This is a genomic window from Serpentinimonas barnesii (assembly GCF_000696225.1).
Classification (GTDB): domain Bacteria; phylum Pseudomonadota; class Gammaproteobacteria; order Burkholderiales; family Burkholderiaceae_C; genus Serpentinimonas; species Serpentinimonas barnesii.
In genome coordinates, this window is the sequence record NZ_BAWN01000013.1 from 108,989 (window position 1) to 133,205 (window position 24,217).

Here is a 24,217-nt window from a genome sequence, read left to right on the forward strand (position 1 = left end):
CACCGCTTGGGCTGCAAAGCGCGCGGCTTAGGCCGCCGACCGGCGCTGCAGCCAGCGCATGAAGCCGCCCAGCACAGGCAGCTTGGCATAGAGCTCTTCGGCGGCATCCCAGTAGTCGCGGTGCAGCAGCACGCGGCCCGCAGAATCGAGCCGCAAGTGGCTGCAGCCGCGTATGGTTTGCACGGCAGGCGCGCTGGCCGAGCGGCCCCGGCTGGCAAAGCGAAACTCGAAATCCCACAGCAAAAAAGCCTGGTCACCCTGCACCACGCATTCGGTAACGACGAAGCGCGGCTGCTGCAAGCGCGCAAACATGTGCCGGAAAATGGCCTCGATGGCGGGCACGCCCTGCACCTCGTGGAAGGGGTCTTTGAAGCGCGCATCGGGCGCGTAGTGGCGGCCCAGTTGGGCCAGGCTGGCGGGGCTGAGCTGCTGGTAGAACTGCACCAGTTCGGCCACCGCGCTTTGGTGTGGGTTCATGATGGGACGGGCTATAGATTGGGTTTGCGTCAAAGGCCGGTGCCGCGGCGCACCAGCGCAAAATACCAGCGGTAGGGCAGCAGGCGCAGCAGTTGCATCAGGCGCGTGAAGCGCTTGGGGAAGTGGATGTGAAAGTCGCCCGCGGCCCAGCCTTGCAATATGGCCGCTGCGGCCTGCTCGGGCGTGATGAGCGCGGGCATGGTGAAATCGTTTTGCGCCGTCATGGGGGTGGCCACGAAGCCGGGATTGATCAGGCTCACGCCCAGCCCTTGGGGGTGCAGGTCGAGGTAGAGGGTTTCGGCCAGGTTGATCAGCGCCGCCTTGGTCGGGCCGTAGGCCAGGCTCTTGGGCAGCCCACGAAAACCCGCCACGCTGCTGACCAAGCTGATGTGCCCGGCGCGGCGCGCCAGCAGGGCCGGCAACAGGGCATCGAGCACATACCAGGCCCCGCTCAGGTTCACCTCTTGGTGGCGCAGCGCCTGCGCCAGATCAAAGTCGCTGGCGCGCATGGGCTGATAGTAGCCCGCGAGGTAGCACACCAAGTCGATCGGCCCGGCTTGCAGCAGCGTTTGGACCGCGTGCCGCACCTGGTCCGGGTCGCTGGCGTCCAGCGGCAAAGCCAGGCTGCCGGGGTGCTGGGCCACGAAATCTTGCAGCGCCTGCGCCTGGCGCGCCGACAGCACCACACGCGCCCCGCGCGCATGCAAGGCACTGGCCAGTGCGCGCCCGATGCCGCTGGAAGCGCCAACCAGCCACACGGTGCGGCCTTGCCAATCTTTGATGGGTGGATTCATATGCGTTTAGGCTTGTTGCAACATGGGGTCGCGGCGCCAAAAAAACCACAGCAAGGCAGCCGCCACCAGTTTGAGGGCGCACGGCAGCAGCGCGTAGGCCCACGAGAGGGCTTGCAAACCCTGGGCGCTGCTGTCACCCGGCGCGTAGCCCCACCAGCCCAGCAGCGGCAGCGCCAGGCCAGCGGCCAGCGCCAGATTGAGTTTGGCGGCAAAGCTCCACCAGCCAAAGTAGGCCCCTTCGCGGGCGCCGTGGTCGCCTTGGCGCTGGATCAAGCCAGCCAGCAGGGCGTGCGGCAGCGTGAGGTCGGCCCCCAGCGCCACCCCAGACAAGATGCAGATGAGCAAGAACGCCTGCCAATCGCCCGCGCCTAGGGTGGCCGCCCAGCCAAACACGGCCACCGACATGACCATCGCGCCCAGCCAGGTGCGCACCAGGCCCCAGCGCCGCACCAGCCGCACCCACAGCGGCAAGCCGAGCGCCGCCGCCAAAAAATAACTGCCCAAAAACAGCGGCTGCATGGCGTCGCTGAGCTGCAAGCGGTCTTGAATGAAAAACAGCAGCAGCGTGGCCGGTATGGCGCTGGCAATGCCGTTGAAGATGAACACCGTCATCAGGCGCCTAAAGCCCGGCTGGCGCCACGGCTGCCAGAGCTCGGCGGCTCCGACGCCCTGGCGCAGCCAGCCCAGCGGCGGCCGCGGCGCCAGCGCCCAGGCGCACCAGGCCAGCGCCAGCGCAACGGCAAACACCGCCACCATCACCGGCAGGCCCAGCAGCGAGGGCAGCAGCGATGCGGTCACCACGCCGCACAGCCCAGCCCCTTCGCGCCAGGCGACGATGCGCGAGCGCGTGGGGGCGTCGCCCCCGAGCCGCGCCCCCCAGGCCTGGTGGCAAATGCCCAGCCAGCTAAAAGCCAGGTACGACAGCACCAGCGCCCCCCAAGCCCAGAGCAGCAGGGCTTGCGTTTCGCGCACCGGCGGAAAAAAAAGCGCCGTCAAACCCAGCGCCAGCAGCAGCGCCGCCACCAACCCGGTGCCCAGCACCGCCCGGGGGGAGCGGGCGTAGAGGCGGTCGCTGGCGCGCCCGAGCCAGGGGTCCACCACGGCATCCAACAGGCGCGCGCCCAGCAGCAGCGCCCCGAGGGTGGCCAGCGCCACCCCAAACTCGGTCGCGTAGTGGTGCGGCAACAGCACATACAGCGGCAGCGCCACGAAGGCCAGCGGAAAGCCCAGCGCCCCGTAGGCCAGGGTGCCGCGCCAGTTTAAGTCGGCGGACTGGGCGGCCGTTGACATGGTTCGGGCCCGCCTTCAGCCGCGCTGGGGCAAGCCCAGCAAGGCCGCGCGCAAACCCGGCTCGGAGGTGGTGGGAGCCAGCCAGATGCCAAAAAACAGGCGTGCAAACAGCGGATCCGGCACGGTGCCCAGCACCCGGTTGGGCTGGCGAAACTGCACCGCAAGGGCTGGCTGGTAGAGGCCCAGCAGGCGGTCGCCCGCGCGCACATCGGGCAGCACGGCTTGCAGGGCGCGCTGCCAGCGCTCGGCCTGTTCGGGGGCTATGGGTTGCTGGCGCTGCATCTCTTCGATCGAGCGGCTGGCGATCGAGGCCGCGCTGAAAGCCCGCAGGTACTCCAGCTCCAGCGCCACGGCGTCGGAGCCGTGATTGGCCGGATGGAAGCGCGGCCCAACCCACAGCCGGGCCCGATACACCTCAAAGCCCCAAACCCGCAGCAAGCCCTGCCCCGACCAGCGCAAACCTGGCACGGGCGAGGGTTCAGCGGCCACAGGGCCGGTGGCTGGTGCAGGGGCGGTGGCGGTGTCTGCGCTGGCTGCTTCGGCTCGGGTGGCGCCTAGGCCAACCGCAGCGGCTGCGCCGGACAGCCACAGCCCCTGGCGCAACAGCGCGCGCCGGCCCGGTTGCTCCAGCGCTGGCGGCTGGCTGTTCTGGCTGGGCCGCTTTGCGGCAGGCAGGGTGTGCAGAGGGCTCATGGGGCGTGCTCCAGTGTGAACTGCAGCACGTCGATGTCGCCTTGGTCGAACCCGGCTTCGCAGTAGGCCAGGTAAAAGGCCCACAGGCGCTCGAAGCGCGCATCAAACCCTTGCTCGCGCACGGCCTGGCGCTGCGCCAAAAAGGCGCTGTGCCAGCGGCGGCAGGTTTCGGCGTAGTCGGCGCCAAAGGCCAGCTCATCGACCACGCGCAGGCCGGCGAGCGCTGCTTGGCGCCTGAACTCGGCCGCGCTGGGCAGGCAGCCGCCGGGAAACACGTGCTGCTGGATGAAATCGGTGGAGGCGGCGTAGGGCTCGAACAGCTCGTCCCGAATCACAATGCTTTGGATGCAGGCGCGCCCGCCGCGCTTGAGCAAGCGCGCCACGGCGGCAAAGTAGGTGGGCCAGTATTCGCGCCCCACGGCCTCCACCATTTCGATTGAGCATATGGCATCGAAAGGGGCCTGGCCGGGGCCTAGGTGGAGGTCGCGGTAGTCTTGCAAGCGCAGATCGGCCTGCTGCGCCAAGCCCAGCGCCTGCATGCGCTGCTGCGCGTAGGCCAGTTGCTCGCCCGACAAGGTGATGCCGGTGACGTGGGCCCCAAATTCTTGTGCCGCTTGCTCGGCCAGCGCACCCCAGCCGCAGCCGATTTCAAGCACGCGCTGGCCCGGCTGCACGCCCGCCAGGTGCAGGGCGCGGCTCAGCTTGGCGCGCTGGGCCGCCGCCAAATCGCCCTTGGGCTGGCCCTGGAACCAGGCGCTGGAGTAGTTCATGCCGGGGTCGAGCCAGAGGCGGTAAAAGTCGTTGCCGAGGTCGTAATGGGCCTGGATGTTTTTGCGGCTGTTGGCGCGCGTGTTGCGGTTGAGCAGATGGCGCAGCCGGTGCAGCAGCCGCCCGGCCCAGTGGCCGTGGATCAGGCGTTCGAGCACGGCCCGGTTGCGCAGCAGCAGGCGCAGCAAGGCGGCCAGGTCTGGCGTATCCCACTGGCCGTCCAGGTAGGCTTCGCCAAACCCGATGTCACCCGACTTGAGCACGGCCGCGCAGACGCGCCAGTCGTGCACGCGCAGCTCGATGGGTGCGCCGCCGACAGGGGCCGCAGCGTGGGCCGCAGGGGCGCCCTGCCCGACCGGCCCATAGTGTGCAATCTGCCCATCGGGCCAATGCACCGTGAGGCGGCCGTGCTGCAACTGCTGCAACAGGCGCTGCAGCATGCGCGCGGCCCACGGTGCGCGCGGCACCGGTGCGCGGCGTGCCCCTGAAGCGGACGCAGGCTGACCCTGCCACCCCGTGGGCGAGGCGCAGGAACCGAGCGCGGCCGAGAGGGCGCTGGAACGCGGGGCATCAAATGGGACCGATTTGCTGTTCACGGCAGACTCTCCTGGTGCAAGGGGGTGATGCTGGGGCTTTACTGGCTGACAAAGGCTTGGGGCGGTGCGGGCTTGCGCTGAAAACCGGTGCGTTTGAGCCACAGCCGCAGCGCTTGCCAGTGGATGCGCGCCAGCAGCAGCAGCGTCAGGGCCGGATGGGCCCACAGCGCCTGGCGCAGGCTGGCGGCATCAAGCGCTTGCAAGGCCCCACTGACACTGGTTTGCAGCAAGGGGCCGGCGACGTCGTCGTGGTCGATGCGCACCACCGTGCGTGGCTGCGCGCCGTGCAGGCGGCGCATGAAGCGAAAGCGGTACTGGCCCTGCACCTGGCAAAAGGGCGAGACATGAAACACCTTGCGGGCGCTGCATTCTTGGCCCTCGTGCGGCTGGTCGAGCAAATAGCAGTGGCGCTCGCCAAAGGTGTTGTTGACCTCGGCCAGCACGGCGCGCAGGCTGCCGTCGGCGCGCTCGCAGTACCAAAAGCTCACCGGCTTGAAGGTGTGGCCCCACACCCGGGGGTAGCAGTGCAGCCAGATTTGGCCGTCGGCGTCGGCAATGCCGTGCTCGTGCAGCAACTGCTCGATCCAGGCCAGCGCCCCGCCGCGCTCAGGCCCGCGGCCGTCGCCGTGGTCGCAGTCGTAAAAGCTGATCGGGGCCCAGCGGTTGAGTGCCAGCGCCGGGGCGGCTTGCGCCAAGGCGCGCATGGGCAGCAGCAAAAAAAAGGTCGGGTAGACAAAGGCGTTGCGGCGTGGGCGCAAACGCGTGTGGCGCACCTGGCCCAGGCCGACGTAGGCCCGCGGCGGCGCGCTCACGCGGGCACCTCTTGCCGCAGCGGGTGCGGCTGCGCCTGACTGGGGCGCAGGGCATGGCTTTGGCCGACCTGCCCAAAGGCGGCGGCGCGCAGCAGCGCTTGCGCCGCCGCCTGGCCGGACTTGAGCCCGTCTTCATGAAACCCATAACCCGCCCAGGCGCCACAAAACCAGGTGTGCTGCTGCCCCTGCAGCTCGGCCAAGCGGCGCTGGGCGGCAATGGCGGCCAGATCGAACACCGGGTGCGCGTAATCGAAGGCCCCAAGCACCTGGGCCGGATCGATTTCCCGCACCGGGTTGAGCGAAACCAGCACCGGCTGCGCAAAGGGCAGCGGTTGCAAGCGGTTGATGAGGTAGTGCAGGCAGACCCGGGCCGACTCGCTGCCGGCATCTGGCGCGCGCTCGTAGTTCCACGAGGCCCAGGCGCTGCGCCGTTGCGGCAGCACCGAGGCGTCGGTGTGCAACACGGCGCGGTTGGCCTGGTAGCGGATGGCGCCCAACAGCTCGCGCTCTTGCGCCGAGGGTTGGGCCAGCAGCGCCAAGGCCTGGTCGGTGTGGGTAGCCAGCACCACGCGGTCGAAGCGCTCGCGCCCGCTGCGGCTGTGCAGCCAGACGCCACCCGCGTCGCGCTCGATGCGCTGCACGGGGGTCTGCAGGCGCGCATCGGGCAGGCTGGCCACGATTTTTTGCACGTACTGGCGCGCCCCACCGCGCACCGTAAACCACTGCGGCCGGTTGCTGATTTGAATCAGGCCGTGGTTGTGGCAAAACCGGATCAGGGTCGCCACCGGGAAGCGCAGCATTTGGTCGGTCGGGCAGCTCCAGATGCAGCCCAGCATGGGCAGCAAATACCAGTCGCGAAAGGCCTTGCCCAGGCGGTGCTGCTGCAAAAAATCCTGCAAGGGCTGCTGCAACTCGCTGGCCTCGGCGTCGCCTTGTGCCAAGCGCGTGCACAGGGCGTTGAAGCGCAGCAGGTCGCGCAACATGCCCCAAAAACGCGCATCCAGCAGATTGCGCCGCTGCGCAAACACCGTGGCCAGGTTGCTGCCGCTCCACTCCAGCCGGCGCGCGCCCTGTGCCGCCGCACCACCGGGGGGCACCTGCACCGAAAACGACATCTCGGACGCTGCCGTGGGCACCCCGAGTTCGGCCAGCAGAGCGATTAGGCGCGGATAGGTGCGCTCATTGAAAACCAAAAAACCCGTGTCCACCCCGTGCGTGATCGGCGCACCATCGGGGCCAGGCAGCCTCACATCGACGGTGTGGGTGTGACCGCCAAAATAATCGCCGGCCTCAAACAGCGTCACGTGCGCGTGCGTGCGCAGGGCGTAGGCGGCAGCCAGCCCGGCAATGCCCGATCCCACCACGGCCACCCGCAGCGGGGCCGCAGCGGGTGCTGGGTGGCTGTGATCGAGGGCGGGTGGGTGCATGGCGGCTCCTGTATTTGTCTTAGACAAACATAGTATGCGCGAAAACCGACCAGGCTGCAAGCGCAGGCCCAAAATGGCACCATCGAGGCGCTCATGCGACCCCCCTTACGCATGGCAACCTCTTAATAAGTAAAGGCTTTTTCATGGAATTGGCCCAGTTCGCTGGTTTGATTAGGCCAATCCAGGCTTTTGTGGCATCATCTGCAGCCATGTTGAAGCGCACCTCACCCATCTCCGCCGCGCTCGTTTTGTCTATTGCAGACGTCGAGCGCGACACCGGCTTGGGCAAAGACACGCTGCGCGTTTGGGAGCGCCGTTACGGTTTCCCCACCCCTGACCGCGATGCGCACGGCGAGCGCCGCTACGACGAAGCGCAGTTGCAACGCCTGCGCCTGATCAAGCGCCTGCTCGATGCCGGCCAGCGCCCGCACCAGGTGGTGCCCCTGCCCGAGGCCGAGCTGCAAGCCCGCATGCAAACCGTGCTGCAGCAGCAGGTGCCGCCCGAGGCCCAAGCACCGGCGCTCGATTCCGCTCTGCGCCAGCAGTGGCTGGGCGCCTTGCAAGCCAACCAGACCGAGGCGCTGCGCCAGCAGTTGCAAGGGCACTTGCTGCGCCACGGACTGGGGCCAACGATCGAGGATTGCATCGTGCCGCTGAGCGTGGCCGTAGGGCAGGCGTGGCTGAATGAGCAGATTTCGGTGTTCCAGGAGCACCTGCACAGCGAGATCGTGCAATCGGTGCTGCGCCAGGCGCTGGCGCAGTTGGATCAGCAAAGCCACCCGACCCACCCCCCCCGGGTGCTGCTGACCACGCTGCCCAACGAAAACCACTCCCTCGGGCTGCTCATGGCCGAGTGCTTTTTGGCGCTGCAGCACTGCCAGCGCTACCCGCTGGGGCCCAACACCCCGGTGCCAGAGGTGCTGGCTGCGGCGCAGCAGTTGCAGATCGACGCGGTGGCGCTGAGCTTTAGCGCAACCCAAGCGCCCAATGAGGTGCTGGCCGCCTTGCGCCAGTTGCGCGAACAGTTGCCGCCTGGCGTGGCGCTTTGGGTGGGCGGCAATGCGCCGGTGCTGCGCTCGCCTCGCCTCCCTGCGGGCGTGAGCGCCGTGCGCCGCGCCTGCGAGCTTGAGGCCTTGGTGGCGCAGTGGCGTGCGGCTGCGGCGCAGGCTGGGGCCTGAGTGGGTGCTGCCGGCCTGCGGCCGCCCGAGTTGACCCGCCGCCTAGGCGGCGCCGCCCACTAGGCGCATCTCGGCGGCGCGGGCGTGGGCTTGCAGGCCCTCGCCGTGCGCCAGCACGCTGGCGATGCGGCCCAGCGTTTGCGCCCCGGCGGCGCTGACTTCGATCAGGCTGCTGCGTTTTTGGAAGTCGTACACCCCGAGCGGGCTGGAAAAGCGTGCCGTGCCGGCCGTGGGCAGCACGTGATTCGGGCCGGCGCAGTAGTCGCCCAGGCTCTCGCTGGTGTAGGCCCCCAGAAAAATCGCCCCGGCGTGGTGCAGCAGCGGCTCCCAGCGCTGCGGGTCGCGGCAGGCCACCTCCAGGTGCTCGGGCGCGATGCGGTTGCTGATGGCGCAGGCTTCTTCCAGGCTGCGGGTGTGGATGAGGGCGCCGCGGCCATTGAGGCTGGCGGCGATGATGGCCGCGCGCGGCATCTGCGGCAGCAGGGCGTCGATCTGCTGCTGCACCGCGTCGAGGTAGGCGGCGTCCGGGCAGAGCAGGATGGACTGCGCCAGCTCATCGTGCTCGGCCTGGCTGAACAGGTCCATGGCCACCCAGTCGGGCGGGGTGCTGCCGTCGGCCAGCACCAGAATCTCGCTCGGGCCGGCGATCATGTCGATGCCGACCTGGCCAAACACGTGCTTTTTGGCGCTGGCCACGTAGGCGTTGCCGGGGCCGGTGATCTTGTCCACTTTGGGCACGCTCTGGGTGCCATAGGCCAGCGCCGCCACCGCCTGCGCGCCGCCGATGGTGTAGGCGCGCGTGACGCCGGCCACGTGGGCGGCGGCCAGCACCAGTGGGTTTTTGAGGCCGTCGGGCGTGGGCACCACCATGACGATTTCGCTCACCCCGGCCACCTGGGCCGGAATGGCGTTCATCAGCACCGAGGAAGGGTAGGCGGCGCGCCCGCCCGGCACGTAGATGCCCACGCGCTCCAGCGGCGTCACCTTCTGCCCGAGCAGGGTGCCGTCGGCGTCGCGGTAGCTCCAGCTCTGGCCGCAGGCTTGCAGTTGGGCCTGGTGGTAGTGGCGCACGCGCGCGGCGGCTTGCTGCAGCGCCTCGCGCTGGGCGGCCGGCAGTTGCTCGAAAGCGGCCTGCAGTTCGGCCGGGTGCAGCTCCAGCGCCGCCATGTCGGGGGCGTGCAGGCGGTCGAAGCGGCGCGTGCAGTCGAGCACGGCGGCGTCGCCCCGGCGGCGCACGTCGGCGATGATTTCGAGCACGCGCTGCTCGATGGCGGCGTCGGCCTCGGCCGACCAGTGCAGGCGCTGCTGCAAGCGGGCCTCGAAATCGGGCGCTTGCGTGCTCAGGCGCAAGGGGCGCGCTTGCAGGGCGGCCGGTGCGGGTGCGGGTGCGGATGCACTCATGCCACCGCTCCCGGCAGCGTGGCAGCCGCTGGCGCCGTGGCAGCTTGCGCGGCATCAGGGGCCTGAGACGCCCCAGCCGCCCGCGCAAACGCATCCAGCAGCGGCCGCAACAAGGCGCGTTTGACCTTGAGCGCGCCTTGGTTGACCACCAGGCGCGAGGAAATGTCCATGATGCGCTCGACCTCGATCAACTGGTTGGCCTTGAGCGTGTTGCCGGTCGAGACCAGATCGACGATGGCGTCGGCCAGCCCGGTCAAAGGGGCCAGCTCCATGCTGCCGTAGAGCTTGATCAGGTCCACGTGTACGCCCTTGCTGGCAAAGAACTCGCGCGCAATCGCCACGTATTTGGTGGCCACGCGGATGCGCGCCCCTTGGCGCACGGCGCGCGCGTAGTCGAAATCGGCACGCACCGCCACGCTCATGCGGCAGCGCGCAATGTGCAGATCGAGCGGCTGGTACAGCCCGACGTGGGCCGCCCCACCCCACTCGGCCTCGTGTTCGAGCAGGGTGTCTTTGCCGCACACGCCCAGGTCGGCACCGCCGTACTGCACGTAGGTGGGCACGTCGGAGGCGCGCACCAGCACCACCTTGAGCGCGGCCTGGTTGGTGGGCAAAATCAGCTTGCGCGAGCGCTCCGGGTGCTCCAGCACCTCGATGCCCGCGGCTTGCAGCAGCGGCAGGGTTTCGTCGAAGATGCGGCCCTTGGACAAGGCCAGCGTGAGGGTGTTCGCGTTCATGCGATGCGTTCGATTTGGGCGCCCAAGGCGCGCAGTTTGAGTTCCATTTGATCGTAACCGCGATCGAGGTGGTAGATGCGGTCCACCACGGTTTCGCCCTCGGCCACCAGCCCGGCGATCACCAAGCTGGCCGAAGCGCGCAAGTCGGTGGCCATGACGGTAGCACCCGAGAGCCGCGCCGCTGCACCCTCGGCACCCGCCGCCGCGCCCGCAACAGCGCCGCCCGGTGTCGCCAGCCCCTCGATCAGCGCCAAGCGGCCGTCGATGCGGATTTTGGCCCCCAGCCGCTGCAGCTCGTGCACGTGCATGAAGCGGTTCTCGAAAATGGTTTCGCTCACGCTGCTGCTGCCCTGGGCCACGGCGTTGAGCGCCATGAACTGGGCCTGCATATCGGTGGGAAAGCCCGGGTATTCGGTGGTGCGAAAGCTCTGCGCGCGCAGCAAGGCCGCGCCGGGCGATTGCACCTGCAGGCCGTCGTCGCTGGCTTGCACCGACACGCCAGCCTCGCGCAGCTTTTCAATCACCGCCTCGAGGTGCTCGGCGCGTGCGTGGCGCAGATGCACCGCGCCGCCACAGGCGGCCACGGCGCACAAGAAGGTGCCGGCCTCGATGCGGTCGGCCACCACCGCGTGCTCGGCGGCGTGCAGGCGCGGCACGCCCTGGATGCGGATGCGGCTGCTGCCGTGGCCCTCGATCTGCGCCCCCATGGCGATCAGCAGCTCGGCCAGGTCGCTCACCTCGGGCTCTTGGGCGGCGTTTTCCAGCACCGTCTCGCCCTCGGCCAGCGCGGCGGCCATGAGGAAGTTTTCGGTGCCGGTGACGGTGATCATGTCGGTGGCGATGCGCGCACCCTTGAGCCGGGTCTGCCCCGGCGCCAACTGCGCCACCATATAACCGTGCTCGATGGCGATCTGCGCCCCCATGGCCTGCAAGCCCTTGATGTGCTGATCCACCGGGCGCGAACCGATGGCGCAGCCCCCCGGCAACGACACCCGCGCCCGCCCCAGCCGCGCCAGCAGCGGCCCGAGCACCAGCACCGAGGCGCGCATGGTCTTGACCAGCTCGTAGGGCGCCAGCGGCTCCAGCGCCGCACCGGCTTGCAGCGTCATGCCGCCGCGCTCGCCGTGGGTTTGCACCTGCACCCCCATGTGCTCCAGCAGGCGGCGCATGGTGGCTACGTCGCGCAGGCGCGGCACGTTGCGCAGCGTCACGGGCTCATCGGTGAGCAAGGCGGCGCAGAGTTCGGGCAGGGCGGCGTTTTTGGCGCCGGAAATCGGCACCTCGCCATTCAGGCGCTGGCCGCCGTGTATGCGCAGTTTGTCCATGGGGTGGGCTTGAGGGTTGGGGGTGCGCGGGTGCTTGGGTTTGAATCAGGCGGCGCTTGCTTGGCGCGCCGCCCACTCGGCCGGGGTGTGGGTCTGCATCGACAAGGCGTGCACCTCGTCGCGCTGGATGCGCTGGCCCATGGCGGCATAGACCATCTGGTGCCGCGCAATCAGGCGCTTGCCCTCGAAGGCGGGCGAAACCACCACGGCGTACCAGTGCCGGCCATCGCCGTTCACCTCCAGGTGCAGGCAGTCCAGATGGGCAGCGATGAGGGATTGCAGTTCTTGCGCGGTCATGGTGTTTAGTGTCTGAGTTTGTAGCCGCTTTTGAGCAGGTGCAGGGCCAGCCCACCCACGAGCAGCCAGGCGGCCCCGAGCACCGCCAGCGAGAGCCAAGGCGACACATCACCCTGGCCGAAAAAGCCATAGCGGAAACCGTCGATCATGTAGAAAAACGGGTTCAGGTGGCTGACGAACTGCCAAAACGGCGGCAGCGAGTGGATGGAGTAGAACACGCCGCTCAAAAAGGTGGCGGGCAGGATGAGGAAGTTTTGAAACGCCGCCATTTGGTCAAATTTGTCGGCCCAGAGCCCGGCGATCACGCCCAGCGCCCCCAGCAGACCGGCCCCGAGCACGGCAAACACCAAAATCCAAAGCGGATAGACCATGTAAAAGCCGACGAACCAAACCGTGACCAGCCAGACGCACAAGCCCACCGCCAGCCCGCGCACGATCGACGAACCCACATAGGCCACAAACCAAGCCCAGTGCGACAGCGGCGTGAGCAGCACGAACACCAGGTTGCCCATGACCTTGCTCTGGATCAGGCTCGACGAGCTGTTGGCAAAGGCGTTTTGCAGCACGCTCATCATGATCAGGCCGGGCAGTAAAAAGCTGGTGTAGGCCACGCCGTCGAACACCTGCACATGGTCTTGCAGCACGTGGCCGAAGATCAGCAGATAGAGCAAGGCCGTAACCACCGGCGCTGCCACGGTCTGGAAGCCCACCTTCCAAAAGCGCAACACCTCTTTGTAGAACAGGGTTTGCCAGCCGCTCATGCTGCAGCCTCCTGGGGCTGGGCCTGTGTGGGCTGGGCGGCGTTCGGGTCGGGCAACTCAGCCCCCTCGCGCATCAGGTCGAGGAACACGTCTTCCAAGTCGGCTTGGCTGATCTCGATGTCTTCGGGCTGCAAGCCGGCGGCGCGCAAATCGGCCAGGGTGCGCTCCAGCGCCGCCACATCGGGCAGCGGCAACTGCACGATGCGCCCGGTCACGCGCGCCTGCGCCGCCAGCGTGGCGGGCAGGGCTTGATCGGTCTTGAAGCGCAGCACCTTGGCGCTGGCGCGTTTGAGCAGCGCCGAGGTGCGCTCCAGCGCAATCACCCGCCCCTGCTTGAGCATGGCGATGCGCCCGCACAGCGCCTCGGCTTCTTCGAGGTAGTGGGTGGTGAGCAGCACCGTGCTGCCTTGGCGATTCAGCCCGGCAATGAACTGCCACAGCGTTTGGCGCAGCTCCACATCCACACCCGCGGTGGGCTCGTCGAGCACGATCACCGGCGGGCGGTGCACCAGCGCCTGCGCCACCAGCATACGCCGCTTCATGCCGCCGGAGAGCTGGCGCATATTGGCCCCGGCCTTGTCGGACAGCCCCAGGCCCGACAACAGTTCGTCGATCCAGCCCTCGTTGCCGCGAATGCCAAAGTAGCCCGACTGAAAGCGCAGCGCCTCGCGCACGGTAAAGAAGGGGTCGAACACCAGCTCTTGCGGCACCACGCCGAGCTTGCGCCGCGCCTGCGCGTAGTCGGCGGCCACGTCGGAGCCGAGCACGCTCACGCGCCCGCTGCTGGCGCGTGCCAGGCCGGCCAAAATGCTGATGAGGGTGGTTTTGCCGGCGCCGTTTGGGCCGAGCAGGCCAAAAAACTCGCCCGGCGCTATGTCGAAGGTGACGTGGTCGAGCGCCTGCAACTCAGCGCCAGCGCTGCGATAGACTTTGCAAACCTGCTGAAACGAGATGGCGGCAGGGGCGACGGGGGTTGAGGGCATAGAGCGGCGCGGCGAAACTGACCATTTTACGCCGCCAGCAATTCGCTCACCCCGTACAGGGCCGCCAGCTCGCGCAAACGCAGCGGCATGTGCTGCACCTGCAAGCGGCCGCCACGCGCTTGCAGCAGGCGCGACACCGCCAGCAGCGCGGCCAGCGCCGAGGAATCGAAGTGCTGCAAGGCAGCGGCGTCGAGCGGCCACACGGCACCGGGATCGGTCGCGCTGCCGCCCTCGATCGCCACTTGGCAGCGCAGCACGTAGGCGTCGGCCTGCTCGTGCGTGAGGCGCTCGGGCAGTGGGGGCAAGGCGGGTGTTTGGACCAAGTCGGAGAGGGAGCCAGCGCTCATGGGGCTCAAGAGCGCGCCGCCGCCGCACCGGCGCGGTTGCGTTCGGTGAGCGAGGCGATCAGGCCATCGATGCCGCGCGCATTGATCTCAGTCGTGAACTGGTTGCGGTAGGTGTCTACCAGCCAGATGCCCATGACATTGAAGTCGAACACCCTCCAGCCCTGCGGGGTGCGTTCGAGCCGGTAGTCGATCTGGATCGGTTCGCTGCGCCCGCGCAGCTCGGTGCGCACCACCACCTCGGCGTCTTGCGGGGTGAAGCGGCTGGGGCGCAGCACCAGCACCTGGTCGGTCAGGCGGCTCAGGGCGCCCGAGTAGGTGCGCACCAGCAGCAGCTTGAATTCGTCTTGCAGCCGGGTGCGCTGCTCGGGCGTGGCCTGGCGCCAGAAGCGCCCCACGGCGGAGGCGGTCATGCGGCTGAAGTTGACGTGCGGCATCAGCAGGCCATCGACCAGCACCATGATGCGGTCGATGTCGCCATTGCGCAACACCGGGTCGGCCTTGATCTGGCGCATCACCTCGGCGCCCACGCGCATGATCAGCGCATCGGGGGCTTCCAAGGTTTGCGCCCAAGCCGGCAGCGCCAAGCCGGCTGCCAGAGCACCCAGCCCGCACAGGACTTGGCGACGCGCCAAGGGCGCAGGAAAAAAGATCGATTGGGAGTTCATGGGGCAATTGTGCAACAAGGCGCAGCGGCAAAACGGGCGCTTAACCAGCGCTTACTTCTGTTACTGGGGCGTGGGTGCGCTGGTGGCAGCGGGGGATGCGGCAGGCGCGGGCTCCTCGTCGGGGAACTCCTCGGTGCGAATCTGCGCCGCACGGCGTTGCAAATAGGCATCGCGGATGAAGCTGTAGCGGTCCAGCGCAATGCGGTCCACCATGTCGGTGGCGGGCAGCAGGTCGGCGCGGTTGTCGGTGATTTGCAACACCGTGAGCGCGGCGCGGTCGGCGCTGGGCTCTACGGTGCCGATGGGGTCGGCGTTTTGGTCCGCCACCTGCCCTATGGTGTCGCGCACGGTGGAGGGGCCCAGCAGCGGCAGCACCAGATAAGGCCCGGGCGGCACGCCCCAGCGGCCCAGGGTATGGCCAAAGTCGAGCGGGGTGCGCTCCACGCCCATTTCGGTGGCCACGTCGAGCACGCCGCCAAAACCAAAGTAGGTGTTGACCTTGAAGCGGGTGAAGTTTTCTACCGCCTCTTGCGGGCGCGCCTGCAGGCTGGCGTTGACGAAAGACCAGAAATCGCGCAGGTTGTTGAAGAAATTGTTAACCCCCGTGCGCAGCGGCGAGGGCACGGTGTCGCGGTAGGCCACCGCCAAGGGGCGTGCGATGGTGCGGTCCACGCCGTCGTTGAAGCGCTGCACCTGGCGGTTCAGCGGCTCCAGCGGGTCTTGGGGGTTGGCGTCGGGGCCGGTGGCGCAGCCGCTGAGCAGCAGCAACGCCAGCAGGGCGGCTGGGGCGCCAAGGCGGGCTGAACACAGGCGGGCGGCACCCAAGCTGCCGGTATGGGGCGCAGCCGCCCCGGTTTGGTGTGCAAAAGTTGTCATGGTTATCCCTGTGGCTTTCTTCAAATGCAGCGCAGGCTACTGCGCACCCGCTCCGCCTTCTCCCCCACCCGCAGCGGCCTCCGGCTCGGCGGCGCGGTTGAACAAAAACTGCCCGATCAGGTTTTCCAGCACGATGGCCGACTGCGTCAGCGTGATGGTGGCCCCATCGGCCAGATTTTCGTCGGCCCCGCCGGGCACGATGCCCACGTACTGCTCACCCAGCAATCCGCTGGTGAGAATCTGGAACGAGCTGTCGCGCGGGAAAGCATAGCGCTGCTCCAGCACCAGCGTGACGTCGGCCTGAAAAGTCTGGTCGTTGAAGGTGATTTCTTGCACCCGCCCCACCGCCACCCCGGCGCTGCGCACCGTGGCCCCGGCGCGCAGGCCGCCGATGTTGTCAAAGCGCGCCGTCACCTGGTAGGTGGGCTGCCAACTGAGCTGCAACAAATTGGCCGATTGCAGCGACAAAAACAGCAGCGCCAGCGCGCCCAGCAGCACGAACAAACCCACCCACACATCTTTGACCGAGCTTTGCATTTGCTTATCCCTTACACGCCAAACATCAGCGCCGTCAGGACGAAGTCCAGCCCCAGCACCGCCAACGAAGCCATTACCACGGTGCGCGTGGTGGCGCGCGCCACCCCTTCGGGCGTGGGCGTGGCCAAATAGCCCTGCAGCAGCGCGATGAAGGTCACCGCCACGCCAAACACCAAGCCTTTGACCAGGCTGTTGCCCACATCGGCCCAGACATCGACCCCATTTTGCATCTGGCCCCAGTAGGCCGCGCCATCGACGCCCAGCAGCGGCACACCCACCAGCCAGCCACCGAGGATGCCGACCGCGCTGAACACCATCACCAGCACCGGCAGCACGATCACCCCGGCCCAAAAGCGCGGCGCCAAAATGCGCGCAATCGGGTCAACGGCCATCATCTCCATGGCGCTCAACTGCTCACCGGCTTTCATGAGGCCGATTTCGGCCGTGAGCGAGGTGCCAGCGCGGCCCGCAAACAGCAGCGCCCCGATCACCGGCCCGAGCTCGCGGATCAGGCTCAGCGCCACCAGCAGCCCCAGCACCTCGGTGGAGCCAAACTGGTTCAGGATGTAGTAGCCCTGCAGCGCCAGCACAAAGCCCACGAACAGGCCCGAGACGCCGATGATGGCCAGCGAGTAGTTGCCCAAAAAGTGGATTTGGTCGCGCAGCAGCGCGTAGCGGCGCAGCACCGTGGGCAGCAGCGCAAACAGGCGCAGCAGCAAACGCGCACCAAAGCCCAAGCTGGCCAGCCACAGGCGCACCGACAGGCCGATTTGCGACAGCGCTTTTTGCGTCATGGGCGGCCTCCGCCTGTGGTCGTCGTGCCCAAGCCGTAATCGTCGGCCGCGGAAGCCGCCGGGTAATGAAAATGCACCGGCCCCTCGGGCTCGGCGTGGATGAACTGGTGCACCAGCGGGTCGCTGCTCTGGCGCACCTGCTCCGGGCTGCCTTGCGCCGCCACCCGGCCATTGGCCAGCACCACCACGTGGTCGGCAATCGCCAGCGTTTCGTGTACGTCGTGCGAGACCAGCACGCTGGTCAGGCCCATGGCGTCGTTGAGCTGGCGCACCAGGCGCGCGATGGTGCCCAGCGAGATCGGGTCCAGCCCGGCAAAGGGCTCGTCGTAGAGCACCAGCTCGGGGTCGAGCGCGATGGCGCGCGCCAGCGCCACCCGGCGCGCCATGCCGCCCGAGATTTCGGAGGGCATGAGCGCGCGCGCGCCGCGCAAGCCCACGGCGTCGAGCTTCATGAGCACGATGTCGCGAATCAGCGCTTCGGACAAGCGGGTTTGCTCGCGCAGCGGAAAGGCCACGTTGTCGAACACGTTCAGGTCGGTGAACAAGGCCCCGAACTGGAACAGCATGCCCATGCGCCGGCGCACCGCGTACAGGGCCTGGTTGCCCAGTGCGCCCACCTCTTGGCCGTCGAACAGCACCTGCCCCGACTGCGCCCGCTGCTGGCCGCCGATCAGGCGCAGCAGCGTGGTTTTGCCGCCACCCGAAGCGCCCAGCACCGCCGTGACGCGGCCACGCGGCAGCGCCAGCGATAGGCCGTCGAGAATGGGGCGCTCGGCGTAGCCAAAGCGCACCGCGTTAAATTGCACCAGCGGGGGTTCTGCAGCGGGGTTCATGCAAGGGGTGGGCCGTGTGGCACCAGAGCGGTGATCATAAGGGAAAGCCCCAGCCCAGCCCAGCCCGCCGATCATCCCAATGCCTAAGCGCACCGGGCCGCTCTCAGCGTGGCAAGTCCGAATGCCCCATGAGGTATTCATCCACCGCCCGCGCCGCCTGCCGCCCTTCGCGGATGGCCCACACCACCAGCGACTGGCCGCGCCGCATGTCACCCGCAGCAAAGACCTTGGCCACGTTGGTGGCGTAGCCGCCGCTGGCCTCGGTGTGGGCGCGGGCGTTGCCGCGCGCGTCTTTCTCGACCCCAAAAGCCTCCAACACCGGGGCCAGCGGGTGCGTAAAGCCCATCGCCAGCAGCACCAGATCGGCCTTGTGCTGCTGCTCGGTGCCGGGGATTTCGACCAGCTTGCCGCCCTGCAGCTCCACTTGCACCGTGGTCAGGCCGGTGAGCTTGCCCTTGCTGCCCGTAAAGGCCTTGGTCGAAATGGCGAAGGCGCGCTCGCAGCCCTCTTGGTGGCTGGAACTGGTGCGCAGCTTGATCGGCCAATAGGGCCAGGTGAGGCTGCGGTCTTCCTGCTCGGGCGGCATGGGCAGCACCTCAAACTGGGTCACGCTGGCGGCACCGTGGCGGCGGCTGGTGCCCACGCAGTCGCTCCCAGTGTCGCCCCCGCCTATGACGATCACGTGCTTGCCCTCGGCGCGGATTGGCTTTTTCAGCTTGTCGCCGGCGTTGACCTTGTTTTGCTGCGGCAAAAACTCCATCGCAAAATGCACCCCGTCGAGCTCGCGCCCCGGCACCGGCAGGTCGCGGCTTTGTTCGCTGCCGCCGCACAGCAGCACGGCGTCAAAGTCGGCTTGCAACTGCGCGGCGCTGATGCTGCGCTTGGCCTCGTTTTGCACCTTGGCCCCCGGGCCTTCGCTCGGCATGGCCCCGACCAGCACGCCGGTCTCGAAGCGCACCCCTTCGGCCTGCAATTGCGCCACCCGGCGCTCGATGTGCGATTTTTCCAGCTTAAAGTCGGGGATGCCGTAGCGCAGCAGGCCGCCCACGCGCTCGTTCTTCTCGAACACCGTCACGGCGTGGCCCGCGCGCGCGAGCTGCTGCGCCGCTGCCAGCCCGGCCGGGCCGGAGCCGACAATGGCTACCGACTTGCCACTGGCCTTGGCCGCCACCTGCGGCTGCACCCAGCCCTGCTCCCAGGCGCGGTCGATGATGGCGTGCTCGATCGACTTGATGCCCACCGCGTCGCCGTTCACGTACAGGGTGCAGGCGCTTTCGCAGGGGGCCGGGCAGATGCGGCCGGTGAACTCGGGAAAGTTGTTGGTGCTGTGCAACACCGCGCTGGCGTTTTTCCAGTCGTCGCGATAGACCAGATCGTTGAAATCGGGGATCACGTTGTTGACCGGGCAGCCGTTGTTGCAAAAGGGGGTGCCGCAGTCCATGCAGCGCGCCCCTTGCTGGCGCGCCTGCGCGGCGTCCAGCCCGATGACGAATTCTTTGTAGTGCGTCAGGCGCTCAGGCACCGGTTTGTAGCCCTCTTCGAGGCGCTCAAACTCCATGAAGCCGGTGATTTTTCCCATGATGGCAGTTCCTTGTATGCGGGTTGCGGCTCAAACGCCCACGGCCACAGGGGCGCTGGCGGCCACGTTGCGGGCATGCAGCTCGCCCAGGGCGCGCTGGTACTCGGTGGGCATGACCTTGACGAACTTGGCCCGGCTCACGGCCCAGTGGTCCAGCACCTGGCGCGCCTTGGCCGAACCGGTCCAGCGCAGGTGCGCCTCGATCAGGCTGCGCAGTTGCGCCTCGTCGCTCTGGCCGCGGTGCCAGGTGCCGGGCGCGCTGGCCGCCGTTTGTTCGGCGGTGCTGAGCACGCGCTCGAGCCGCACCATGGCGCTGTTGCAGCGCTGGGCAAACTGCCCGTCTTCATCGAGCACATAGGCCACGCCGCCGCTCATGCCGGCGGCAAAGTTGCGCCCGGTCTGGCCCAGCACCACCACGGTGCCGCCGGTCATGTATTCGCAGCCGTGGTCGCCGGTGCCCTCCACCACCGCCGTGGCCCCCGACAGGCGCACCGCAAAGCGCTCGCCCGCCACGCCGCGCAAAAAGGCCTCGCCGCTGGTGGCGCCGTACAGCACCGTGTTGCCCACGATGGTGTTGTGCGCCGCGTCACCACGAAACTCGATGCTCGGGCGCACCACAATGCGCCCACCCGATAGCCCCTTGCCGGTGTAGTCGTTGGCGTCGCCGATCAGGTAGAGCGTCATGCCGCGGCAGGCAAAGGCCCCGAAGGACTGGCCGCCGGTGCCCTCGAACTGGATGCGAATGGTGTCGTCGGGCAGCCCTTCAGGGTGGGCGCGCGTCACGGCACCCGCGAGCATCGCCCCCACGGTGCGGTTGACGTTGCGCACGCTCTCGATGAAGTGCACCTTCTCGCCGCGCTCGATGGCCGGGCGCGATTTTTCGATCAGGCGCACATCCAGCGCCACCCCCAGGCCGTGGTCTTGCGTGCTTTCGTGCCGGCGCGCCACCGTGGCCGGCAGCGGTGGCTGGTAAAAGAGGCGCGAAAAATCCAGCCCCTGCACCTTCCAGTGCTCCAGCCCGCGCCGGGTGTCGAGCAAATCGGCACGACCCACCAGCTCATCGAAGCGGCGCACCCCGAGCTGGGCCATGATCTGGCGCACCTCCTCGGCCACAAAGAAGAAGTAGTTCACCACGTGCTCGGGCTGGCCGGCAAACTTGGCTCGCAGCAGCGGGTCTTGCGTGGCCACGCCCACCGGGCAGGTGTTGAGGTGGCATTTGCGCATCATGATGCAGCCCTCCACCACCAGCGGGGCGGTGGCAAAGCCGAACTCGTCCGCGCCCAGCAGCGCCCCCACGACCACGTCGCGGCCGGTCTTGATTTGCCCATCGACCTGCACCCGGATGCGCCCGCGCAAGCGGTTCAGCACCAGCGTCTGCTGGGTTTCGGCCAGCCCGATCTCCCACGGCGAACCGGCGTGCTTGATCGATGACCAGGGCGAGGCCCCAGTGCCGCCGTCGTGCCCGGCGATCACCAGATGGTCGGCCTTGGCCTTGGCCACCCCGGCGGCGATGGTGCCCACCCCCACTTCCGAGACCAGCTTGACCGACACATCGGCGCGCGGGTTCACGTTTTTCAGGTCGTGGATGAGCTGCGCCAGGTCTTCGATCGAGTAAATGTCGTGGTGCGGCGGCGGGCTGATCAGCCCCACACCCGGCACCGAGTGGCGCAAAAAGCCGATGTACTCCGACACCTTGCCGCCCGGCAACTGCCCGCCCTCGCCCGGCTTGGCCCCTTGGGCCATTTTGATCTGGATCTGGTCGGCGCTCACCAGGTACTCGGCCGTAACGCCAAAGCGCCCCGAGGCCACCTGCTTGATTTTGGAGCGCAGGCTATCGCCCGCTTGCAGCGGGACGTCGGCTTGCACCTTGTCGGCACCGATCACCGAGGCCAGCGTCTGCCCGGCCTGGATCGGGATGCCTTTGAGCTCGTTGCGGTAGCGCGCCGGGTCTTCACCGCCCTCGCCGGTGTTGCTCTTGCCGCCCAAGCGGTTCATGGCCACCGCCAGCGTGGCGTGGGCCTCGGTGCTGATTGAACCCAGCGACATGGCCCCGCTGGCAAAGCGCTTGACGATCGCGCTGGCCGGCTCCACCTCGTCGAGCGCGATGGCGCGCGCCGGATCGACCTTGAACTCGAACAGGCCGCGCAGCGTCAGGTGGCGCCGGGTCTGGTCGTTGATGAGCTGCGCGTACTCTTTGTAGGTGCCAAAGTGGTTGCTGCGGGTGGCGTGCTGCAGCTTGGCAATGGCATCGGGCGTCCACATATGCTCTTCGCCGCGCGCGCGCCAGGCGTATTCGCCGCCCGCGTCGAGCATCTGCGCCAGCAACGGGTCGCTGCCAAAGGCGGCGCGGTGGGTGCGTATAGCCTCTTCGGCGATCTCGAACACCCCGATGCCCTCAACCCGGGTCGGGGTGCCGGCAAAGTACTGGTCCACCGTGGCGCTGTTGAGCCCGATGGCCTCGAACAACTGCGCCCCGCAGTAGCTCATGTAGGTGCTCACGCCCATTTTGGACATGATCTTCGACAAGCCCTTGCCGACCGCCTTGACGTAGTTGTAAATGGCTTTGTCAGCCGACAAATCGCCGCTGAGGTCTTGGTGGATGGCCGCCAGCGTCTGCATCGCCAGCCACGGGTGCACCGCTTCGGCACCGTAGCCCGCCAGCAGCGCAAAGTGGTGCACCTCGCGCGCCGAGCCGGTTTCCACCACCAGACCGGTGCTGGTGCGCAGCCCCGTGCGCACCAGGTGCTGGTGCACCGCCGAGAGCGCCAGCAAGGCCGGAATGGGCACTTGCTGCGCGCTCACGCCGCGGTCGCTCAAAATCAGGATGTTGCTGCCGCCCTTGATCGCATCCACCGCTTCGGCGCACAGCGAAGCCAGCTTGGCCTCCACCCCCTCTTTGCCCCAGGCCACGGGGTAGCAGATGTCGATGGTGCTGCTCTTGAACTTGCCGCCGGTGCGGGTGGCGATCTCGCGCAGCTTGCCCATGTCGGCCGGATTCAGCACCGGCTGCCCGACTTCGAGCCGCAGCGGCGGATTGACCTGGTTGATGTCGAGCAGGTTCGGTTTGGGGCCGATGAAGGATACCAGCGACATCACAATCGCCTCGCGGATCGGGTCGATCGGCGGGTTGGTGACTTGCGCAAACAACTGCTTGAAGTAGTTGTAGAGCGGCTTGTTTTTGTTGGAGAGCACCGCCAGCGGGCTGTCGTTGCCCATGGAGCCTATGCCCTCTTCGGCGTTGAGCGCCATCGGGGCCATGAGGAACTTGATGTCCTCTTGCGTCATGCCAAAAGCCTGCTGCATATCGAGCAGCGCCGCGTCTGGGCTGTCGAGCGCGGCGCGGGCCGACTCCTCGCTCAGCACCTGGCGGCCCTCGGCGCTGCCCGCTTCGGGGTGCGTCACGTCGTCGAGCCGGATGCGCAGGTTCTCGATCCACTGCTGGTAGGGCTTGCTGTAAGCCAGGCTGGCCTTGATTTCCTCGTCGTCGATCAGGCGGCCCTGCTCCAGGTCGATCAGGAACATCTTGCCCGGCTGCAAGCGCCATTTGCGCACGATCTTGCTCTCGGGGATGGGCAGCACGCCGGATTCGGAACCCATGACGACGAAGTCGTCGTCGGTGACGCAGTAGCGCGAGGGGCGCAGGCCGTTGCGGTCCAGCGTGGCGCCGATCTGGCGTCCGTCGGTAAAGACGATCGAGGCCGGGCCGTCCCACGGCTCCAGCATGGCGGCGTGGTATTCGTAGAAGGCGCGCCGGCGCGCGTCCATCAGGGTGTGCTGCTCCCACGGCTCGGGGATCATCATCATCACCGCCTGCGCCAGCGGGTAGCCGGCCATGCTCAGCAGCTCGAGGCAGTTGTCGAAGGTGGCGGTGTCGGACTGGCCGGCAAAGCTGATCGGGTACAGCTTTTTCAGGTCGGCGCCCAGCACCGGCGAGCTCATCACGCCCTCGCGCGCACGCATCCAGTTGAAGTTGCCCTTGACGGTGTTGATCTCGCCGTTGTGCGCCACGTAGCGGTAAGGGTGCGCCAGCGGCCACTCGGGGAAGGTGTTGGTGGAAAAGCGCTGGTGCACCAAGGCCAGCGCCGAGACGCAGCGCGGGTCTTGCAGGTCGAGGTAGTAGTCGCCCACTTGGTTGGCCAGCAGCAGGCCCTTGTAGACCACGGTGCGGCTGCTCATGCTGGGCACGTAGTATTCCTTGCCATGCTTGAGCCCGAGCGCCTGGATGTGGGCGCTGGCGGTTTTGCGGATCACGTAGAGCTTGCGTTCGAGCGCGTCTTGCACGATCACGTCGGCGCCGCGGCCGATAAAGACTTGGCGGATCACCGGCTCGGTCTGGCGCACCGTGGGCGACATCGGCATGTCGCGGTTGACCGGCACGTCGCGCCAGCCCAGCAGCACCTGGCCTTCGGCGCGGATGGCGCGCTCGAGCTCTTGCTCGCAGGCCAGGCGGCTGGCGTGCTCTTTGGGCAAAAAGATCAGGCCCACACCGTACTCGCCCGGCGGCGGCAGGGTGCAGCCCAAGCGCGCCATGTCGGCGCGGTACAGCGCATCGGGCAGTTGCAGCAAAATGCCGGCGCCGTCGCCCATCAGCTCGTCGGCCCCCACGGCGCCGCGGTGGTCGAGGTTGGCCAAAATTTGCAGGCCCTGCTGCACCACGGCGTGGCTTTTTTGGCCCTTGATGTGGGCCACAAAGCCCACGCCGCAGGCGTCGTGCTCGTGCGCCGGGTCGTACAAGCCATGTTGGCGCAACTGATCGATTTCGAGGGATGGCGTCACGGCCGGCTCCTGATGCGGTGAAAAAGGATTGCTAGCTTAGCCGAAATAGGCGCGGCTGCCAAGCCCAATAATTGGGGTCAGACCCCATTTAGTTGCAGACAAGCACATCATCAATATAATTGGGGACAGATTTAAAAGTGCTAAGCACCCAAGTGCAGGGCCACGCCGCCATGGCCGAGCTGCGCTGGCTGTCAAGCGCTGAAGCAGGTATGTGATCGCCGGCGAGCCCAAGATCAAAACCTTCATCAAGGAACGGGGCCTATGAACACCA

At 67.6% G+C, this 24,217-nt stretch carries 22 protein-coding genes; 1 reads left to right on the plus strand and 21 read right to left on the minus strand.

The window, feature by feature from the left end; all coding sequences use genetic code 11:
- Nucleotides 1–27: 27 nt before the first annotated feature.
- From SRAH_RS04500 to SRAH_RS04530, 7 genes are all read right to left on the minus strand, one after another.
- Nucleotides 28–477 carry a nuclear transport factor 2 family protein gene (locus SRAH_RS04500; RefSeq protein ID WP_029462158.1) on the minus strand — a complete coding sequence of 150 codons (450 nt, stop codon included), beginning with the start codon at nucleotides 475–477 and terminating at the stop codon, nucleotides 28–30.
- A gap of 29 nt (nucleotides 478–506) precedes the next feature.
- Complete coding sequence (locus tag SRAH_RS04505) at nucleotides 507–1,271, minus strand: SDR family NAD(P)-dependent oxidoreductase (protein WP_029462159.1); 765 nt, start codon at nucleotides 1,269–1,271, stop codon at nucleotides 507–509.
- Between the two features lie 6 nt (nucleotides 1,272–1,277).
- Entirely contained in the window at nucleotides 1,278–2,561 is a 1,284-nt protein-coding gene (locus SRAH_RS04510) for an MFS transporter (RefSeq protein ID WP_029462160.1), read from the minus strand.
- Between the two features lie 15 nt (nucleotides 2,562–2,576).
- Nucleotides 2,577–3,254, minus strand: a complete 678-nt coding sequence (locus tag SRAH_RS04515; protein WP_082210065.1) for a chalcone isomerase family protein — start codon at nucleotides 3,252–3,254, stop codon at nucleotides 2,577–2,579.
- Nucleotides 3,251–4,462, minus strand: coding sequence for an SAM-dependent methyltransferase (locus SRAH_RS04520; protein ID WP_082210070.1), 1,212 nt, complete (start codon nucleotides 4,460–4,462; stop codon nucleotides 3,251–3,253). Before SRAH_RS04520 ends, SRAH_RS04515 begins: the two co-directional genes overlap by 4 nt.
- A gap of 194 nt (nucleotides 4,463–4,656) precedes the next feature.
- On the minus strand, nucleotides 4,657–5,430 hold the full coding sequence (locus tag SRAH_RS04525; RefSeq protein WP_029462163.1) for a DUF1365 domain-containing protein: 774 nt from the start codon (nucleotides 5,428–5,430) through the stop codon (nucleotides 4,657–4,659).
- Nucleotides 5,427–6,806, minus strand: a complete 1,380-nt coding sequence (locus SRAH_RS04530; RefSeq protein ID WP_082210071.1) for an NAD(P)/FAD-dependent oxidoreductase — start codon at nucleotides 6,804–6,806, stop codon at nucleotides 5,427–5,429. The genes SRAH_RS04525 and SRAH_RS04530 overlap by 4 nt, the downstream gene beginning before the upstream one ends.
- A 260-nt stretch (nucleotides 6,807–7,066) precedes the next feature.
- On the opposite strand from SRAH_RS04530, the gene SRAH_RS04535 reads away from it, so the two are divergent.
- Entirely contained in the window at nucleotides 7,067–8,035 is a 969-nt protein-coding gene (locus SRAH_RS04535; protein ID WP_029462165.1) for a MerR family transcriptional regulator, read from the plus strand.
- A gap of 42 nt (nucleotides 8,036–8,077) precedes the next feature.
- Here the strand turns inward: SRAH_RS04535 and hisD are convergent, their stop codons facing one another.
- The 14 genes from hisD to SRAH_RS04605 all read right to left on the minus strand — a co-directional run bounded on the left by hisD (nucleotide 8,078) and on the right by SRAH_RS04605 (nucleotide 23,946).
- A complete protein-coding gene (gene hisD / locus SRAH_RS04540; protein WP_045476141.1) occupies nucleotides 8,078–9,436 on the minus strand; it encodes a histidinol dehydrogenase in 1,359 nt (452 codons plus the stop codon).
- Entirely contained in the window at nucleotides 9,433–10,173 is a 741-nt protein-coding gene (hisG, locus tag SRAH_RS04545) for an ATP phosphoribosyltransferase (protein ID WP_045476144.1), read from the minus strand. Before hisG ends, hisD begins: the two co-directional genes overlap by 4 nt.
- Nucleotides 10,170–11,498, minus strand: a complete 1,329-nt coding sequence (murA, locus tag SRAH_RS04550; protein WP_029462168.1) for a UDP-N-acetylglucosamine 1-carboxyvinyltransferase — start codon at nucleotides 11,496–11,498, stop codon at nucleotides 10,170–10,172. Before murA ends, hisG begins: the two co-directional genes overlap by 4 nt.
- A gap of 45 nt (nucleotides 11,499–11,543) precedes the next feature.
- Nucleotides 11,544–11,795, minus strand: coding sequence for a BolA family protein (locus tag SRAH_RS04555; RefSeq protein WP_029462169.1), 252 nt, complete (start codon nucleotides 11,793–11,795; stop codon nucleotides 11,544–11,546).
- A 5-nt stretch (nucleotides 11,796–11,800) separates the two neighbouring features.
- Nucleotides 11,801–12,556, minus strand: a complete 756-nt coding sequence (locus SRAH_RS04560; RefSeq protein ID WP_029462170.1) for an ABC transporter permease — start codon at nucleotides 12,554–12,556, stop codon at nucleotides 11,801–11,803.
- Entirely contained in the window at nucleotides 12,553–13,539 is a 987-nt protein-coding gene (locus SRAH_RS04565; protein ID WP_029462171.1) for an ABC transporter ATP-binding protein, read from the minus strand. The genes SRAH_RS04560 and SRAH_RS04565 overlap by 4 nt, the downstream gene beginning before the upstream one ends.
- A 26-nt stretch (nucleotides 13,540–13,565) precedes the next feature.
- Nucleotides 13,566–13,886 carry an STAS domain-containing protein gene (locus SRAH_RS04570; RefSeq protein ID WP_045476147.1) on the minus strand — a complete coding sequence of 107 codons (321 nt, stop codon included), beginning with the start codon at nucleotides 13,884–13,886 and terminating at the stop codon, nucleotides 13,566–13,568.
- 5 nt (nucleotides 13,887–13,891) lie between these two features.
- Nucleotides 13,892–14,551 carry an MlaC/ttg2D family ABC transporter substrate-binding protein gene (locus SRAH_RS04575; protein ID WP_029462173.1) on the minus strand — a complete coding sequence of 220 codons (660 nt, stop codon included), beginning with the start codon at nucleotides 14,549–14,551 and terminating at the stop codon, nucleotides 13,892–13,894.
- Nucleotides 14,552–14,611: 60 nt separating this feature from the next.
- Nucleotides 14,612–15,427, minus strand: coding sequence for an MlaA family lipoprotein (locus SRAH_RS04580; RefSeq protein WP_082210066.1), 816 nt, complete (start codon nucleotides 15,425–15,427; stop codon nucleotides 14,612–14,614).
- A gap of 36 nt (nucleotides 15,428–15,463) precedes the next feature.
- Nucleotides 15,464–15,964, minus strand: coding sequence for an outer membrane lipid asymmetry maintenance protein MlaD (mlaD, locus tag SRAH_RS04585; RefSeq protein WP_029462175.1), 501 nt, complete (start codon nucleotides 15,962–15,964; stop codon nucleotides 15,464–15,466).
- An 11-nt stretch (nucleotides 15,965–15,975) separates the two neighbouring features.
- Nucleotides 15,976–16,758, minus strand: a complete 783-nt coding sequence (gene mlaE, locus SRAH_RS04590) for a lipid asymmetry maintenance ABC transporter permease subunit MlaE (protein WP_029462176.1) — start codon at nucleotides 16,756–16,758, stop codon at nucleotides 15,976–15,978.
- Complete coding sequence (locus SRAH_RS04595) at nucleotides 16,755–17,591, minus strand: ABC transporter ATP-binding protein (RefSeq protein WP_029462177.1); 837 nt, start codon at nucleotides 17,589–17,591, stop codon at nucleotides 16,755–16,757. The genes mlaE and SRAH_RS04595 overlap by 4 nt, the downstream gene beginning before the upstream one ends.
- A 103-nt stretch (nucleotides 17,592–17,694) precedes the next feature.
- Nucleotides 17,695–19,170 carry a glutamate synthase subunit beta gene (locus SRAH_RS04600; protein WP_029462178.1) on the minus strand — a complete coding sequence of 492 codons (1,476 nt, stop codon included), beginning with the start codon at nucleotides 19,168–19,170 and terminating at the stop codon, nucleotides 17,695–17,697.
- Nucleotides 19,171–19,200: 30 nt separating this feature from the next.
- Nucleotides 19,201–23,946, minus strand: a complete 4,746-nt coding sequence (locus SRAH_RS04605; protein WP_029462179.1) for a glutamate synthase-related protein — start codon at nucleotides 23,944–23,946, stop codon at nucleotides 19,201–19,203.
- Nucleotides 23,947–24,217 lie beyond the last annotated feature (271 nt).